Consider the following 15,082-nt stretch of genomic DNA (forward strand, 5'->3'; position numbering starts at 1 on the left):
CCCGCAGTGTGCCCGGCGCACGGGTCATGTTTGTCTTGCGGCTGCCGCCGCCCGCAGGGGGCGCTATGCCCAGTGCCTGCAGGCGGTTGAGGCCGTCTCGCGTCGCCACCGCTGACAGCGGCGCGTCCTCGCCCTGGGTGCCGGGAAAAATCCAGTCCAGCGCGATCTCGCGCGGGCGCGCCCTTGCCGTGGCCGGATCGGCCCAGCAGTCGCGGCAATCGGCACTGATAAATCGCTCCAACAGCGCGACCGGCCGGCTTTGGCCGTCGCTGGCGCACGACGACTGGGCGCGGGCAGGCTGCAACAGGCAGGTGGCCAGCAGCAGGGGCATCAAAACGGGTATGCGCAGCGCAAACATCAGGGGCATGGCGGGCTTTCTACAATCAGGGGATGTTCTCAGAAGTCGCACCCAGCTCCCCACTCTTACAAAATCTTAATCCGGAGCAACTGGCGGCTGTCACTTTACCGGCCACCCATGCGCTGATCCTGGCCGGCGCCGGTTCCGGCAAAACCCGCGTGCTGACCACCCGTATCGCCTGGCTGCTGCAAAACGGCTACGTCTCGCCCGGCGGCATTTTGGCGGTGACCTTTACCAACAAGGCAGCCAAAGAGATGTTGACACGCCTGACCAGCATGCTGCCGGTCAATGTGCGCGGCATGTGGATAGGTACCTTCCACGGTCTGTGCAACCGGTTTTTGCGCGCGAATTACAAGCTGGCGAATCTGCCGTCGACCTTCCAGATACTGGACACGCAGGACCAGCTCTCGGCGATCAAGCGCCTGTGCAAGCAGTTCAACATCGACGACGAGCGCTTCCCGCCCAAGCAACTGATGTGGTTCATCGCTGGCTGCAAAGAAGACGGCCAGCGCGCCAAAGACGTGGTGGTGCGCGATGAAGAAACCCGTAAAAAGGCCGAAATTTATGCGCTGTACGAAGAGCAGTGCCAGCGAGAGGGCGTGGTTGATTTTGGTGAACTGATGCTGCGCAGTTATGAGTTGCTACGGGACAACCTGCCGGTACGTGAGCACTACCAGCGGCGCTTTCGCCATATCCTGATCGACGAGTTCCAGGACACCAACAAGCTGCAGTACGCCTGGATCAAGATGCTGGCCGGGCAGGGCGATGACGCTACCTCCGCAGGCAATGCCATGCCGGGTGGCTCGGTGGTGGCTGTGGGGGACGACGACCAGAGCATTTACGCCTTTCGCGGCGCGCGGGTCGGCAACATGGCGGATTTCGTGCGCGAGTTCGATGTACAGCACCAGATCAAGCTGGAGCGCAATTACCGCAGCTTCGGCAACATTCTCGACTCGGCCAACGCGCTGATCAGCCACAACAGCAACCGCCTGGGCAAGAATCTTCGTACCGAGGCCGGTCCCGGCGAGCCGGTGCGCGTGTTCGAGTCCACCTCGGACTTTGCCGAGGCCCAGTGGTTTGTCGATGAAGTGCGCCAGCTGGTGCGTGATGGCACGGCGCGCAAGGAAATCGCGCTGCTCTACCGCAGCAACGCGCAAAGCCGGGTCATGGAGACCGCACTCTTCAACAACGGCGTTCCCTACCGCGTCTACGGCGGGCTGCGCTTTTTCGAGCGCGCCGAAATCAAACATGCGCTGGCCTATTTGCGCCTCATGGACAACCCGCATGACGACACCAGTTTCATGCGTATCGTCAACTTCCCGCCGCGCGGCATAGGTGCGCGCAGCATCGAGCAACTGCAGGACATCGCGCGCGCATCGGGCTGTTCGCTGCACGACGCAGTCAGTGCCGTGCCCGGCAAGGCCGGCGCGAACCTCGGCGCCTTTGTTGCCAAAATCGATGTGCTGCGCGAGCAGACGCCGACCTTGAGCCTGCGCGAAATCATCGAGCTGGTGCTACAGCACAGCGGGCTCGAAGAACACTACAAGCTCGAAAAGGAAGGCCAGGACCGGCTGGAAAATCTGGGTGAACTGGTCAACGCGGCCGAATCCTTTGTCAGCATGGAAGGCTTCGGCCGCGATGCCGTGGCGCTGCCGGTGGACGAGTTGGGCACGCCGCTGCGGCAGTCCCCGGCCAGTCAGGGGCTGGACCCGTCGGCGCCGCTGGGCGACGAGCCGCTGCCGGAACTGCTGGCGCCCGACCAGGAGACCGGCGAGACGCTGTCGCCGCTGGCCGCTTTTTTGACCCATGCCGCACTCGAATCCGGCGACAACCAGGCGCAGGCCGGACAGGACGCGGTGCAACTGATGACGGTGCATTCATCCAAGGGCCTGGAGTTCGACTGCGTGTTCATATCCGGCCTGGAAGACGGCATTTTTCCGCATGAAAACTCCCTGAGCGACGCCGGCGGCATCGAGGAAGAGCGCCGCCTGATGTACGTGGCCATCACACGCGCGCGCCAGCGCCTGTACCTGAGCCATTCGCAGACACGTATGTTGCACGGCCAGACCCGCTACAACCTCAAAAGCCGCTTTTTCGACGAGCTGCCGGAGGCGGCGCTCAAATGGATTACGCCGAAAAACCAGGGCTTGGCATCGGCCTACGGCGGTGGCAGCAGTGCCTGGGGCGCTACACATTCAGGAACTGTTGGCACCCGTGGGGACTGGGCTGCAGCTGCTTTTTCATCAAGAAATCAGGGCGGCGAGAAGTTTGCCAATCCGCCGGTGCCTCCGCAGCGCAACGCGCCGGCGCACGGCCTGAAGACCGGCATGGAAGTGTTTCACGCCAAGTTCGGTGAAGGCCGCGTGATGATGCTCGAAGGCAGCGGCGACGACGCGCGCGCTCAGATCAACTTCACGCGGCATGGCGTGAAATGGCTGGCTCTGAGCGTGGCCAAGCTCACGGTCGTCTAGGTAAGATGACCGGCGACAACTGTTCGAAAAAACTGCGAGACAACCATGAATGAGACCGGGACAAGCCTTGAAGCAGACGATGCTACCGTCGAGGTCAGCCACCAGGAATTCAAGAACGGCCTGCCCATGGGCCGTTTCCGCCTGATCGTCAACCCCGAGCGCGCTCAGAAATACGTCAAGCACCGACTGTTCGTGGTCGGCATCGCGCTGCCGCTTCTGGGCATAGGCACGGCACTGGCCCTGTCTGGCTTTGTGTGGTGGGGGCTGCCACTGGTGCTTGTCGGCGCCTTGATGCCCCGCGTCATCAAGGCGCATGCCGCCAAAATCCTGCTGCATCTGGCGCTTCATGATGCGAGGACCTACCGGGAAGCGATCGAGTACGAAATCCTGGAAGTACGTCGCGCTACCTGAGCAGCCGTCCGTCCTGCCCGATCACGGTGACTTCGACAAATTTCGAGCCGACGCGGTTTTCCGGCGAGAAACTCACCTTGAAGCCTCCCGCGTCATAGCTGTTCATTTTTTCCAGCTGGCTGATGATCTTTGCACGGGTCGGATCGGCACCGCTGCGGCGTATCGCTTCCACAAGAATCTTGGCTGCGATGAAGGACTCCATGCTGGCGTAGGAAACCACCTTGTCCGGCTGGTATTTGGCCATCAGGGTCTGGAACTCCCGCGCTACCGGTGCCAGCGTGGAGTAAGGGTAGGGCATGACCTGTGAAATGCCGATGCCGCGGGCGTTGTCCTCGCCAGCGTTTTTCAGCAGCTCCTTGAAGTTCACCACAGAGATGCTGAACAGGCGCGCCTTGCTGCCCTGTGCACGCATTTTCCTGACGAAGGCGGCAGAAGCCCGATTGACTGAGACCATGATGATGGCGTCGGGATTGGCCGGGGCGATGGCAGCTACCGCTGCATCAACTTCTTCAGGCTTGGTGCGGTCATAAGCGCCCGTGGCCACGGCCTTCATGCCGAGCTTTTGCAGCGCGGTTTCGGCACCCACCAGGCCACTTTTGCCAAAAGGATCGTCCTGGTACATCACGGCGAAGCGCCGCAGACCGATGGTGTGCAGATGCTCGACCATGCGCGCGGTCTCGTCGGTGTAGCTGGCCCGGATGTGGAAGATGTGCGGGTTCATCGGGTCGCGCAAATCCTTGGCGCCGGTATAGGGTGCGAGCAGCGCAATGCCTGCTTCCTCGAGCACTTTGTTTTTGTTCAGCGCCAGCACGTTGCCAGTGCCGACAAAACCAAACAGCGCCAGCGGTTTGTCCTCCGCAAGGATCTGGCGTGTCAGGGTCAGGGTCTGGTCCGGCTTGTAGCTGTCGTCCTTGAGGGCGACGCGGATCTTGCGGCCATAAATGCCGCCGTTGTCATTGATATAGGCGAAATACGCAGCGCCACCCGCCACGTATTCGTTGCCGGTTCCAGCGATCACGCCGGTCAGCGGCGCGACCTGGCCGATGACGATATCTTCGCGCCCGGGCGCTGCCTGCGCCAGGCCGGCCGCCATCGCGATGGCGAAAAATGCAATCCATTGTGGGTACTTCATGTCGAATGTCTCCTCGTTTGGTTTTAATTCTGCACTGCAGAATAATGATCCACAGATGTGGTTTGCGGATTCTGGAAGAGACTTTCCAACCACTAACTATGGTATTCCCGGGGATAGAGGCGCACAGGTGACACTCGATCAAGTGCTTGCTAGAATCTAATTCCGCAATGCAGAACAGTATGCCAAATAAACAACCCGCTTCATCCGTCACCGCCAAGGCGACAACCCGACCTGTCCAGGCCAAGGAAGACCGGCACTTCGTCACTGCGCTTGCGCGTGGCCTTGATGTGCTCAGCGCCTTTCGCTCGCGTGACCGGATGTTGGGCAACCAGGAGCTGGCGCGGCGCTGCGGTCTGCCCAAGTCCACCATTTCACGCCTGACCTACACGCTGACGCGGCAAGGCTACCTGGTCCCGGCGACCGATGGAAAAGGCGCAACTGGTTATCGCCTGGGCAGTGCGGTGCTGGCCCTGGGCGGCGCCATGCTGGCACGCATGGACATGCGCCAGATCGCGCGGCCGCTGATGCAGGATCTGGCTGACAGCTCGCAGGCCATGGTCTCGCTGGGCATACGCGACCGGCTCAGCATGATTTATGTTGAAAACTGCCGCAGCGAATCGGCGCTGACCCTCAGTCTGGATGTGGGCTCACGCATTCCGCTGGGCGTCAGTGCGATGGGGCGTGCCTACCTGGCCGGCGCCAGCGAGAGCGAGCGTGCCGATCTGATGGAGCGTATCCGCGCCCATGACGAGAAAGCCTGGCCAGCGGCCCGCACAGGCATTGAGCTGGCGTTGGCCCACTACCGGGAGCACGGTTGCTGTGCTTCGTTTGGTGACTGGCAAAAAGATGTCAACGCCATTGCCTCTGCCTTTCGTCCAGAGGGCGGCCGCGCAGTGATGGTGGTCAGTTGCGGCGGACCGGGGTTCAAGCTGTCGCCGCAATTTTTGATGATGCAGGTGCGCCCGCAATTGGTGAGCCTGGTCAGGAAGCTGCAGAGCGCTTCCGGCGAGGCTTTTTGAAAACGCGCACTTTTGTGCGTCAGATCGGACGCGGGCAGCAAAGTCGTGACTTGGTGCCGCATCCGCTGGCTGTTTTGCAGCGTTACTACAATCGGCAACAACGCCGACTTCCGGAGAATTCGCGATGAACTTCAAGCCTTTACTGATTGTCCTGGCGGCCTGCGCCTCTTTGGCTCATGCCGTTGATTCCCCTGGCAGCATTCCCAACATGCCGCGCACTTCGGTCAGCGACCGGCTGGGCATAGCCCGCACCGCGATTGCCGCCAAGGACTGGAGCCGCGCCATGTCCGAACTGAGTGCAGCCGCGCGGGAAGAGCCGCGCAACGCTGATGTGCACAACCTGCTCGGCTACAGCTATAGAAAGCGCGCCACGCCTGACATCACCAAAGCCTTCGAGCACTACTACACCGCGTTAAAAATTGATCCCCGGCACAAGGGCGCGCACGAGTACATCGGCCAGGCCTATCTGATGGAAAAGCGACCGCTGGAGGCCGAGAAACATCTGGCCGAGCTGGAAAAGATCTGTGGCAACAAGACCTGCGAAGAGTACGCCGACCTGAGCAAATCAATCGCTGACTACAAGGCGAAGAACTGAGGGCGCGCTGAACAAGTCCCCTGCGGGGCCTGCTGCGCGCAGCCTCTCAGTAGGTCATCTTGCCGCTGCCATCCTTGGTGCCTTTTTTACCGGCAATCTGCCAGGTGGTGCGCTGATCAACCAACCCCGCCAGAAACTCCAGCTCTTCGTCGGTGTGGTTTAGCGCCTGCGCCGGCGTCAGGAAGACGCCGTTTTTGGCCTCTGAATCGGCCCAGAATGACTGGTGGTAGTCGGCTTGCGAGACCAGCTTCTGGTTGCCCGCGCCCACATCAACCGTGCCGTAGCAATTGCAGAAATAATTGCGGTTGTCCCGCTCTGCAAAAATTTCTGCGTACACCCCGGTACCGCGTATGCCTGCGGTCAGCGTGGGCATCACGATGCTGCGGTTGACACCCTTGCCCCAGACGCTGGCCACCGCGCCGGTCAGCAGGCGCAGCAGGCTGACGGCGTTGAGCGTATTGCCGCGCTCCACCGAAAGCCGCGAGTTTTGCCGGACCTGAAACGATGCGTTGCCGATCACGAAAATGAGATTGCTGCCGGGTCCCGTCTGGATCTCGTCGCCAGTCTGGATCGCCTGCTGGGGATTCAGCTGGCTGCCGTTGAGTGTGGCGTCGCCCGTGAGCTGAACGATGTTGCCGCGCTGCTGGGCCATGGCGCCGGGCAAGCCTCCCAGTGCCAGCCAGGCGGCCGCTGCCTTGAGCGTGTCTCGCCTCTGAAACCAAAGGATTTCTTTTTCCTGGCGGCCTTGTAGCAGGTGCTGGGTCATGGTGTGTCTCCCTGGGGGGTGGAGCCTTCAGGCGGGGAAGCTTCGAAACTGTCGCGAAAAGTGAAATAAATCGATGTTGAGAACATCGCTGCCATCAACAAGGCTGCCGGCATGATCAGCGCGGCCGCCGCTTCGGGGCTGGCCAACAGGCCCGCCAGCAGGGTGATGACGACGCCCGCCAGCAACAGCACCGCCATCCAGGTGATGCCAAACACGACGTAGGCGCCAGCGTTTCTGAAACACACGACGGCACTGAAAAACAGGCTCTTGACCGGCGTAACGCCGTGCCAGTGGACCAGCGCTGGCGCATGCCAGAACAGCACCGACACCGGCAGATAAAGCACCATGACCATCAGCATCACCCCCTGCATCTCGGGCGACAGCGCACTTTCACGGCTGACAGGGGCATCGGCAAACAGCGGCACGATGGAGACGATCAGCAGGCAGGCGGCCGCATACAGAAAGCCCAGTACCAGCATGGCACGGCCGCGCTGCTGGCCGGCCCGGAAGGCGCTGACCAGGATGGCCGGCATGGGGAACCGGCCTTTGGTGGCTTCCAGCGTGGCGGCCATCAGGCCCAGCGTGGCCGCCGGCACGATGGCCAGCGCCAGCACAACGCCGACAAACGGAATCAGCGACGCCAATGTGGCGGCCGCCATATAGAGAAAGAACAGCCCCGCCAGCGCCAGAGGCTGCTTGAAGAAAGTCTGGATGCCGAGCTTGACCCATGTGATGCCGGTGCGTGCGGGAACGATGTTGAGTTTCATTGCGTCAGTTGCATGTTGAGAGGTTCAGGGCGACAGGGTGAACAATTTAACGCTGCCGTTGAAGTTTGCTTTAAAAGAAGGCGGCGCAGCAACTTTATGTGCGTGCGGTCATCACGGCCCGCTTTCAGTGTGAAACGGAGTGGGGATGGGCGACACGCTCGCGCAGAACGCGTTCAAAATGACCGGGATCGTGCGCCTGCAGCACGGCGGCCTCGCGCGGCAGGTAAAAGTCCCACAAGCGTGAAATCCAGAAGCGCAGCGCGCCGGCGCGCTGCATGGCCGGCAGCAGGGCGCGTTCCTGCGGGGTCAGCCGGCGCACCGCCTGGTAAGCGACCAGGAAGGCATCAGCCCGCGCCGCATCGTGCGCACCGCTGGCCAGGTCAATACACCAGTCGTTCAGGCTGACGCCAATGTCAAACAGGAAGGCGTCGCAGCCAGCAAAATAAAAATCAAAAACACCGGTGATTTCCGGGGCACCGTCCTGGCCTTCGCCGTCGAACATCACGTTGTCGCGAAACAGGTCAGCATGGACGGGTCCGCGCGGCAGGGCCTGCCAGCTTGATGAGGCCGCGACGTGGTTCTGGTAAGCCAGCTCGGACAGGATCAGACGGCGTTGCCCTTCGTCCAGGTGTGCAAGAACCACCGGCACCGTCTCGTTCCACCAGGCCAGGCCGCGCAGATTGGGCTGGCTGCGCGGGAAGTCCCGGCCGGCCAGGTGCATGCGCGCCAGGGTTTGCCCGACCGCCGCACAATGGCCTGGCGCAGGCGCCAGCTCGCTGCGGCCGCGCAGCCGGTTGACCACGGCGGCAGGTTTGCCCTTCAGGCGCAGCAGGATGTCGCCGGCCTTGCCGGACGGCCCGGCACCAGCCGCCGTGATGGCCTGCGGCTCGGGGACGGGGATGCCGTGCTGTGCAAGGTGTTGCATCAGGTACAGGTAAAAGGGCAGTTGCTCGAAGCTCAGGCGCTCGAACAGGGTCAGCACATACCGACCCTGGTCGGTGTCCACGAAATAGTTGGTGTTTTCGATCCCGCCTGCGCAGGCACTGATAGTTTGCAGCTGGCCCAGGCCGAGCGACTGCAAAAGAGGGGCTGCCTCGTCAAGCGAGACTTCGGTGTAAACGGCCATGCCCTAACCGGCGGCTAGAACTTCAGCACGTTCCAGACACGGCTGCCGGTGGTGCCGGTGCCCGATTTGGACGGAGCGGTGCCGCCGCCCCTGGTCGAGTCAGACGGCAACACTTCGTAGGCGGGCACATTGGTCTTGGGCTGCACCGTGATGCTTTGTGTTTCACCGCCTACACGCACTTCGTCGATGCGCGAACCGGCATCTTCAGTGCGGATGCGCTGGATCGCCGGATCGGGTCGGCGGCTGGCTGGGTTGGTACCGGGCTCCAGGGCCGCCGCAGGGGCCACTGCCGGGGCAGGTGCCGCCGTCTGGGCCAGTGCCGGGGCGCCGGTCAGCACCGCCGCAACGGCGGCGATCAGAAGGGAGCAAATAGGGTGTTGCATGGGCCCATTGTAGGGGGCTGGCGGGGTGATGGGTAGCGCAGGCAAAACGGTGACAATTGCGGCCATGAGCACCGACAAAAAAACACTTCTGCTGGTGGACGGCTCCAGCTACCTGTACCGCGCTTTTCACGCCATGCCCGACCTGCGCGCCAACCCCGGCGACCCGCAAAGTCCAGCCACCGGCGCGATCCGCGGCATGGTCAACATGATGCAAAAGCTGCGCAAGGACGTGCGGGCCGACTACGCAGCCTGCGTGTTTGACGCCAAGGGCCCGACCTTTCGCGACGCGATGTACCCCGACTACAAGGCCCAGCGCTCACCCATGCCCGACGACCTGCGCAGTCAGGTCGAGCCGATCCACGAGGTGGTGCAGCTCCTGGGCTGGAAAGTCCTGACCGTGCCCGGCGTGGAAGCCGACGACGTGATTGGCACCCTGGCCTGTATGGGCTCCAGCCAGGGCATTGAAGTCATCATCTCCAGCGGCGACAAGGACCTGAGCCAGCTGGTGGATGAACACATCACCGTGATCGACACCATGAACGACCGGCGCCGCGACCTGGCTGGCGTCGAGGCCGAGTTTGGCGTACCGCCGCGCCTGATGGTGGACTACCAGACGCTGGTTGGGGATGCCGTGGACAACGTGCCGGGTGTGTCCAAGGTGGGCCCGAAGACGGCGGTGAAGTGGCTGCTGGAGTACGGCTCGCTGGACGCGCTGGTGGCGCGCGCGGGCGAGATCAAGGGCGTGGTCGGCGACAACCTGCGCAACTCGCTGGACTGGTTGCCCAAGGGCCGCGAACTGCTGACCATCAAGAAAGACTGCGAGCTACAGGCGCACATCGAAGGTTTGCCTGCTATGGAATCCATCGCTATGGGGGCGCAACAGACCGGGGCTCTCAAGGATTTCTATGAGAAGTACGGCTTCAAGGGCCTGGTCCGGCAGATTGACGTTGAAAACACACCCCCGGAGCTGATCGGGGGTCCCGAAGGCCGGCAGGTACAGCCCAAAGCCAAAGCCGTCGACGCCTCCTCGCCCGGCCTGTTCGACGAGCCGGCGGATGCGGTCGATGCGGCTGCACCGCCGGCCGAACGCACGACCAACCTCCTGTACGACACTGTGTTGACCTGGAAAATATTCGAGGGCTGGCTCGCGAGAATTGAGCAGGCCGAGCTGGTCGCGCTGGACACGGAGACCACCTCGCTCGACGAAATGCTCGCGCAGATTGTGGGCCTGAGTTTCAGCGTCAAGCCCGGCGAGGCAGCCTACATCCCGCTGACCCATGACTATCCCGACGCGCCAGAGCAGCTGCCACGCGATGAGGTACTGGCGCGCCTCAAGCCCTGGCTCGAGAACCCAACCAAAGCCAAGCTGGGACAACACGTCAAGTACGACCGCCATGTATTTGCCAACCACGGCATCGAGGTGCAGGGGTATGCGCACGACACCATGCTGCAGAGTTATGTACTGGAGGTGACCAAGCCGCATGGCCTGGCCAGCCTGGCCGAGCGCCATGTGGGCCGCAGTGGTATCAATTACGAGGACCTGTGCGGCAAGGGGGTGCACCAGATCAAGTTCAACCAGGTCGACATCGCCAAAGCCGCCGAATACTCCTGCGAGGACTCGGACCAGACGCTGGACGTGCACCGTGTGCTCTGGCCGCAGTTGCAGGCCAACGAGCGGCTGCGCTTTGTGTATGAACTGGAAATGCAGAGCAGCGAGGCGCTCTACCGCATCGAGCGCAACGGCGTGTTGATCGACGCGCCCATGCTGGCCACGCAAAGCCACGAGCTCGGCCAGCGCATCCTGCAGCTCGAGGCCGAAGCTTACGAGATCGCCGGCCAGCCTTTCAACCTGGGCAGCCCCAAGCAGCTAGGCGAGATTTTTTTCGACAAGCTGGGCATGCCGGTGATCAAGAAAACACCGAGCGGCGCGCGCAGCACCGATGAGGAGGTGCTGGAAAAACTTGCCGAGGACTACCCGCTGCCGGCCAAGCTGCTGGAGCACCGCTCGCTCAGCAAGCTCAAGGGCACCTACACCGACAAGCTGGCCCAGCTCGCCTCACCCCGCACGGGCCGGGTGCACACGCACTATGCGCAGGCCGTGGCGGTGACGGGGCGGCTGTCCAGCAACGACCCCAACCTGCAGAACATTCCGGTGCGTACACCGGAAGGCCGGCGCGTGCGCGAGGCCTTTGTGGCCCCTGCCGGCAGCGTGATCGCCAGCGCCGACTACTCCCAGATCGAGCTGCGCATCATGGCCCACCTCAGCGGCGACGAGGCGCTGCTGCGCGCCTTCACTGACGGCCTGGACGTGCACCGCGCCACCGCCGCCGAGGTTTTTGGCGTGGCGGTCGATCAGGTCAGCAGCGAGCAGAGACGTTATGCCAAGGTCATCAACTTCGGCCTGATTTACGGCATGAGCAGCTTCGGCCTGGCGCGCAATTTGGGCATTGAAACCAAGGCCGCGGCGGCTTACATTGACAAATATTTCCAGCGCTACCCGGGCGTCAAGAACTACATGGACCAGACCGTGGTGTTTGCACAGGAGAACCATTTTGTGGAAACCGTCTTCGGCCGCCGCCTGTACCTGTCCGAGATCAACGGTGGCAACGGCCCGCGCAAGAAGGCCGCCGAGCGTCAAGCCATCAACGCACCCATGCAGGGCACGGCAGCCGACCTGATCAAGCTCAGCATGGTCAAGGTGCAGCAGGTGCTGGACGCTGAAAAACGTGCCACCAAAATGATCATGCAGGTGCACGACGAACTGGTGTTCGAGGTGCCCGAAGCGGAGGTCGAGTGGGTGCGCACCGAAATCCCGCGCCTGATGGCCGGCGTGGCCGAGCTGCGGGTACCCCTGCTCGCTGAAATCGGCATCGGCCCGAACTGGGAACAGGCACATTGAATCCGCAGGGTAAAGGCCACAAGGCGGCCAGCGAATGGGCGGCAGGGCATACCCTCCGATAATTCCCTGCACCGGCAACAACTTGCGCGACCACCTAGACTCCGTCTGCTTTCGTTCACGGCTCTTTCACTCCCCATCAACCCAGATATTGAGGAAACCACCATGCTCAACAAGGACCAGAAAAACGAGTTTGATTCCCTGCTGCCCGGCCAGAGCACCGAAAACGGTGCCACCCGCCGGACCGCGCTCAAGGCTGCACTGGGTGTGGGTTATGCCGCCACGGCCCTGCCCATCATGGCGCAGACCGCCATCAAGACCCCTGCCGACGGCCTGAAGGCCGGCGAAACGAGTTTCGAGGTCAACGGTTTCAAGGTGCCCGCTTATTACGCCGCGCCGGCCGGCAAGACCAATCTCCCGGTTGTATTGGTGATCCAGGAGATTTTCGGCGTGCATGAATACATTGCCGACACCGCGCGCCGTTTTGCCAAAGCCGGGTACCTGGCGATCGCGCCCGAGCTGTACGCGCGCCAGGGCGACCCATTGCAATACGGAGAAATCGCCAAACTGATGGCCGAAGTTGTCTCCAAGGTGCCTGATGCCCAGGTCATGGCCGACCTGGACGGCGCGGTCAAATGGGCCGGCGCGAATGGCGGTGACACTGGCAAGGTCGGCATCACCGGCTTTTGCTGGGGTGGCCGCATCACCTGGCTGTATGCAGCGCACAGCCCCAGCGTCAAGGCCGGCGTGGCCTGGTACGGCCGCCTGGTCGGCGCCAGCACGCCCATGACACCGAAACACCCGGTGGAGATCGCGCCCATCCTCAATGGGCCGGTGCTGGGCCTCTACGGCGGGCAGGACAGCGGCATCCCTCTTGACACAGTTGATAAGATGAAAACGGCTCTTGCCGCCGGCAGCCCGGCGGCGAAGGCATCGCAGTTTGTGGTGTACCCTAATGCCCCGCACGCTTTTCACGCCGACTACCGCCCGAGCTTTCGCAAGGAGCCGGCAGAAGACGGCTGGAAACGCGCTCTGGCGTGGTTCAAGGCCAACGGCGTCGCTTAAACCAGAAGCACTGGAAGCGAGCCGGCATGGAGCCGCCCCACAGCAATGTGTGGCGGCTTTTTCGTGCGCTTTTCGGCGGCGGGCAGTTTTTTATAACTTATTAGGGCTCCAGCCCTTATGGATCGGGCACAAGCAGCTATGACATTGATAGCAATTTTGGTTGGTACGCTGGCCGCCGGCATTGGCAGCGTGTGGCTGGCGGCGCTGCTCAGTTTTGGCATTCTGGCGCGTTACACCACCCACATGCTGAGCCTGGCGGCCGGTGCCTTGCTGGCCACCGCTTTCATGCATCTGCTGCCCGAAGCCTTCGAGAGCCAGGCTGGCGCGAAGGAGCTGTTTGGCACCTTGCTGGTCGGGCTGGTGTTTTTCTTTCTGCTCGACAAGGCCGAGCTTTATCACCATGGCCATGAGCACCACAGTTCGCAGGAGCATGGCCATGGGCACAACGACCACCACCCACACAGCCATGCGCCCCTGTCGGGCAGCTGGGCCGTGCTGACGGGCGACAGTGTTCATGCTTTTGGCGACGGTATCCTGATCGCGTCGGCCTTTGTGGCCGACATGCGCCTGGGTGTGATCACGGCGCTGGCCGTGCTGGCGCACGAGATACCGCACCACATGGGCGACCTGGTGGTGCTGCGCCAGACCTCCAGCAATCAGCGCGCCGCGCTGGTCAAGGTGTCGCTGGCGGGCGCCGTGACGGCGCTGGGCGGCCTGGTCGGTTATGCGCTGGTCGACATGCTGCACGACTGGCTGCCGTATTTCCTGGTGGTTGCGTCCAGCAGCTTTGTTTATGTGGCGCTGGCCGACCTGATCCCGCAACTGCAAAAACGTCTGAGCGCGCGTGAAACCTTTGCGCAAATCGGCTGGTTGGGCGTGGGCATTGCCCTGGTGACGCTCGTCAGCGCGCTGGCGCACGCGCGCTGAGCGTTCCGGATGCCTGCGGCCGTGTCAGCCGGATGCTGACAAGAACAGGGCATGGCTGCCTATAACCGGGGCGCTGCCCGGGGGAGATCATGGAATCAATCTTTCAAGGAATGCGCCATGAACCCGCTCACCCCCCAATACCGCCCCGCCAAACCCCGCCGCGCGCGCCGCCTGCTGGCCGCGTACGTCGCTTACTTCACCACCGTCTGCGCCAGCATGGCTGCTGCGGCAGTTGTGGTCAAAGAAACCGCGCCGATATTGCTGGTCACGGGGTTCTGAGTCATGCACGCCGTCCCGCGCCTCCCGGAGCAAGAGTCTGTGCCGCCGGGCGACGACAGCAACGACGACCCGACACCGCCGCTGCCTGCGGAGCCTGACCGCAATATCCCTGGGCGCAATCCGGCAGGCTCGTCGGGAAGCACCCGTCAACCCCTCAAAAATCACGACAAGGCAGAGCCTGATATCCACCATGAACGCGACCTTCCTTCCGACGGCCGAGACCGGGAAGGCGAGGGCATGATCCGTGAGCTGGACAAGCCAGTCGAGCCTTCTCCCGAAAAAAAGCCCGAAGGCACAACCACACGGAGCAAACATGGCCACTGATCCCAACGTGCCGCCGCCCGAGCCGGTGCAGCCCTTGACCACTCCGCCGAACCCCGGTCAGGTCCAGCCCACGCCGAAGCCGATGTGATTTCCCCGCGCCTGATACCGTGGCACGGGTGACCGCAATGCGCGACAAGGCAAACGCTCCCTTTTTGATAGCCGCTGACGCCCGACCGCAAAGGGCTGAGAGTGGGCAATGCCTTCAGCCGTGGATTATCCGGTCAGGAAACGGCCTTCCATCAGTCCGGGCAGGACCCAGTCGGCGCGCCCCGCCAGGTCGTTGATGGCTTCACGCATCAGCTCCGGCGTGGCCCACAACGTGGGTCGCAGGTTGGGGTCAAACGACACCGTGCGCCCGGCGCGGCACATCAGGTCCATGCTCGGTAGCTGGGCTATTGCCTGCAAAAAGACGCCTTGCAGCCCATCCCGGCCCGACTGCAACAGCCTCGTCAGAGTTATACAGAGTGTCCCTGGTATTCCAAAATGGCTATCTAATTGATAGCTGCTTTCCCATACTGGTCAAGGGCAGCAGCCCGATTTTGAATGAAAACCCGGCGGCCCCG

The 15,082-nt window shown here is 62.6% G+C and carries 14 protein-coding genes and 2 pseudogenes; 9 read left to right on the forward strand and 7 right to left on the reverse strand.

The annotated features are described in order from the left end of the window. Positions 1-367: pseudogene (locus ACESMT_RS11960) on the reverse strand (hypothetical protein); the annotation flags it as partial. 23 nt (positions 368-390) lie between these two features. Between ACESMT_RS11960 and ACESMT_RS11965 the strand changes: the two are divergent. Together ACESMT_RS11965 and ACESMT_RS11970 are read left to right on the forward strand one after the other, a co-directional pair. Beyond that, entirely contained in the window at positions 391-2,829 is a 2,439-nt protein-coding gene (locus ACESMT_RS11965) for a UvrD-helicase domain-containing protein (protein ID WP_372826821.1), read from the forward strand. 45 nt (positions 2,830-2,874) lie between these two features. Then, positions 2,875-3,240 (forward strand): hypothetical protein, encoded by a 366-nt coding sequence (locus ACESMT_RS11970; protein ID WP_372826822.1) that lies wholly within the window; start codon positions 2,875-2,877, stop codon positions 3,238-3,240. On the opposite strand, the gene ACESMT_RS11975 is transcribed toward ACESMT_RS11970, so the two are convergent. Further along, positions 3,233-4,372, reverse strand: a complete 1,140-nt coding sequence (locus ACESMT_RS11975; RefSeq protein ID WP_372826823.1) for an ABC transporter substrate-binding protein — start codon at positions 4,370-4,372, stop codon at positions 3,233-3,235. The genes ACESMT_RS11970 and ACESMT_RS11975 overlap by 8 nt on opposite strands. A 179-nt stretch (positions 4,373-4,551) precedes the next feature. On the opposite strand from ACESMT_RS11975, the gene ACESMT_RS11980 reads away from it, so the two are divergent. Both ACESMT_RS11980 and ACESMT_RS11985 read left to right on the forward strand, forming a co-directional pair. After that, positions 4,552-5,391: an IclR family transcriptional regulator gene (locus ACESMT_RS11980; protein WP_372826824.1), complete on the forward strand. Its 840-nt coding sequence runs from the start codon at positions 4,552-4,554 to the stop codon at positions 5,389-5,391. Positions 5,392-5,515: 124 nt separating this feature from the next. Further along, positions 5,516-5,986, forward strand: a complete 471-nt coding sequence (locus ACESMT_RS11985; protein WP_372826825.1) for a tetratricopeptide repeat protein — start codon at positions 5,516-5,518, stop codon at positions 5,984-5,986. A gap of 46 nt (positions 5,987-6,032) precedes the next feature. On the opposite strand, the gene ACESMT_RS11990 is transcribed toward ACESMT_RS11985, so the two are convergent. The 4 genes from ACESMT_RS11990 to ACESMT_RS12005 all read right to left on the reverse strand — a co-directional run bounded on the left by ACESMT_RS11990 (position 6,033) and on the right by ACESMT_RS12005 (position 9,028). Then, positions 6,033-6,752 carry an iron dicitrate transport regulator FecR gene (locus ACESMT_RS11990; protein WP_372826826.1) on the reverse strand — a complete coding sequence of 240 codons (720 nt, stop codon included), beginning with the start codon at positions 6,750-6,752 and terminating at the stop codon, positions 6,033-6,035. Further along, positions 6,749-7,519: a BPSS1780 family membrane protein gene (locus tag ACESMT_RS11995; protein ID WP_372826827.1), complete on the reverse strand. Its 771-nt coding sequence runs from the start codon at positions 7,517-7,519 to the stop codon at positions 6,749-6,751. The genes ACESMT_RS11990 and ACESMT_RS11995 overlap by 4 nt, the downstream gene beginning before the upstream one ends. Positions 7,520-7,643: 124 nt before the next feature. Then, positions 7,644-8,645, reverse strand: a complete 1,002-nt coding sequence (locus ACESMT_RS12000; RefSeq protein WP_372826828.1) for a homoserine kinase — start codon at positions 8,643-8,645, stop codon at positions 7,644-7,646. Between the two features lie 14 nt (positions 8,646-8,659). Continuing rightward, positions 8,660-9,028, reverse strand: coding sequence for a hypothetical protein (locus ACESMT_RS12005; RefSeq protein WP_372826829.1), 369 nt, complete (start codon positions 9,026-9,028; stop codon positions 8,660-8,662). A 64-nt stretch (positions 9,029-9,092) separates the two neighbouring features. Here ACESMT_RS12005 and polA point away from each other — a divergent pair, with 64 nt between their 5' ends. From polA to ACESMT_RS12030, 5 genes are all read left to right on the forward strand, one after another. After that, positions 9,093-11,927, forward strand: coding sequence for a DNA polymerase I (polA, locus tag ACESMT_RS12010; RefSeq protein ID WP_372826830.1), 2,835 nt, complete (start codon positions 9,093-9,095; stop codon positions 11,925-11,927). A 162-nt stretch (positions 11,928-12,089) separates the two neighbouring features. Then, positions 12,090-12,989 carry a dienelactone hydrolase family protein gene (locus tag ACESMT_RS12015; protein WP_372826831.1) on the forward strand — a complete coding sequence of 300 codons (900 nt, stop codon included), beginning with the start codon at positions 12,090-12,092 and terminating at the stop codon, positions 12,987-12,989. A 138-nt stretch (positions 12,990-13,127) separates the two neighbouring features. Then, on the forward strand, positions 13,128-13,916 hold the full coding sequence (locus ACESMT_RS12020) for a ZIP family metal transporter (protein ID WP_372826832.1): 789 nt from the start codon (positions 13,128-13,130) through the stop codon (positions 13,914-13,916). A gap of 117 nt (positions 13,917-14,033) precedes the next feature. Beyond that, positions 14,034-14,195, forward strand: a complete 162-nt coding sequence (locus ACESMT_RS12025) for a hypothetical protein (RefSeq protein ID WP_372826833.1) — start codon at positions 14,034-14,036, stop codon at positions 14,193-14,195. A 3-nt stretch (positions 14,196-14,198) separates the two neighbouring features. Then, positions 14,199-14,519 (forward strand): hypothetical protein, encoded by a 321-nt coding sequence (locus ACESMT_RS12030; protein WP_372826834.1) that lies wholly within the window; start codon positions 14,199-14,201, stop codon positions 14,517-14,519. A 216-nt stretch (positions 14,520-14,735) separates the two neighbouring features. On the opposite strand, the pseudogene ACESMT_RS12035 reads toward ACESMT_RS12030, so the two are convergent. Beyond that, positions 14,736-14,900 (reverse strand): annotated as a pseudogene (locus tag ACESMT_RS12035) (sugar kinase); the annotation flags it as partial. Positions 14,901-15,082: the final 182 nt, after the last annotated feature.

The sequence above is a fragment of the Polaromonas sp. genome, from assembly GCF_041689105.1.
GTDB lineage: Bacteria > Pseudomonadota > Gammaproteobacteria > Burkholderiales > Burkholderiaceae_C > Polaromonas.

What these genes read in the sequence shown, in the direction of transcription:
- ACESMT_RS11995 (WP_372826827.1), bottom strand. Translation starts at nt 7,519, where the DNA reads ATGAAACTCAACATCGTTCCCGCACGCACCGGCATCACATGGGTCAAG.
- ACESMT_RS11970 (WP_372826822.1), top strand. Translation starts at nt 2,875, where the DNA reads ATGAATGAGACCGGGACAAGCCTTGAAGCAGACGATGCTACCGTCGAG.
- ACESMT_RS11965 (WP_372826821.1), top strand. Translation starts at nt 391, where the DNA reads ATGTTCTCAGAAGTCGCACCCAGCTCCCCACTCTTACAAAATCTTAAT.
- ACESMT_RS12030 (WP_372826834.1), top strand. Translation starts at nt 14,199, where the DNA reads ATGCACGCCGTCCCGCGCCTCCCGGAGCAAGAGTCTGTGCCGCCGGGC.
- ACESMT_RS11975 (WP_372826823.1), bottom strand. Translation starts at nt 4,372, where the DNA reads ATGAAGTACCCACAATGGATTGCATTTTTCGCCATCGCGATGGCGGCC.
- ACESMT_RS11990 (WP_372826826.1), bottom strand. Translation starts at nt 6,752, where the DNA reads ATGACCCAGCACCTGCTACAAGGCCGCCAGGAAAAAGAAATCCTTTGG.
- ACESMT_RS12015 (WP_372826831.1), top strand. Translation starts at nt 12,090, where the DNA reads ATGCTCAACAAGGACCAGAAAAACGAGTTTGATTCCCTGCTGCCCGGC.
- ACESMT_RS11980 (WP_372826824.1), top strand. Translation starts at nt 4,552, where the DNA reads ATGCCAAATAAACAACCCGCTTCATCCGTCACCGCCAAGGCGACAACC.
- polA (WP_372826830.1), top strand. Translation starts at nt 9,093, where the DNA reads ATGAGCACCGACAAAAAAACACTTCTGCTGGTGGACGGCTCCAGCTAC.
- ACESMT_RS12020 (WP_372826832.1), top strand. Translation starts at nt 13,128, where the DNA reads ATGACATTGATAGCAATTTTGGTTGGTACGCTGGCCGCCGGCATTGGC.
- ACESMT_RS11985 (WP_372826825.1), top strand. Translation starts at nt 5,516, where the DNA reads ATGAACTTCAAGCCTTTACTGATTGTCCTGGCGGCCTGCGCCTCTTTG.
- ACESMT_RS12005 (WP_372826829.1), bottom strand. Translation starts at nt 9,028, where the DNA reads ATGCAACACCCTATTTGCTCCCTTCTGATCGCCGCCGTTGCGGCGGTG.
- ACESMT_RS12000 (WP_372826828.1), bottom strand. Translation starts at nt 8,645, where the DNA reads ATGGCCGTTTACACCGAAGTCTCGCTTGACGAGGCAGCCCCTCTTTTG.
- ACESMT_RS12025 (WP_372826833.1), top strand. Translation starts at nt 14,034, where the DNA reads ATGAACCCGCTCACCCCCCAATACCGCCCCGCCAAACCCCGCCGCGCG.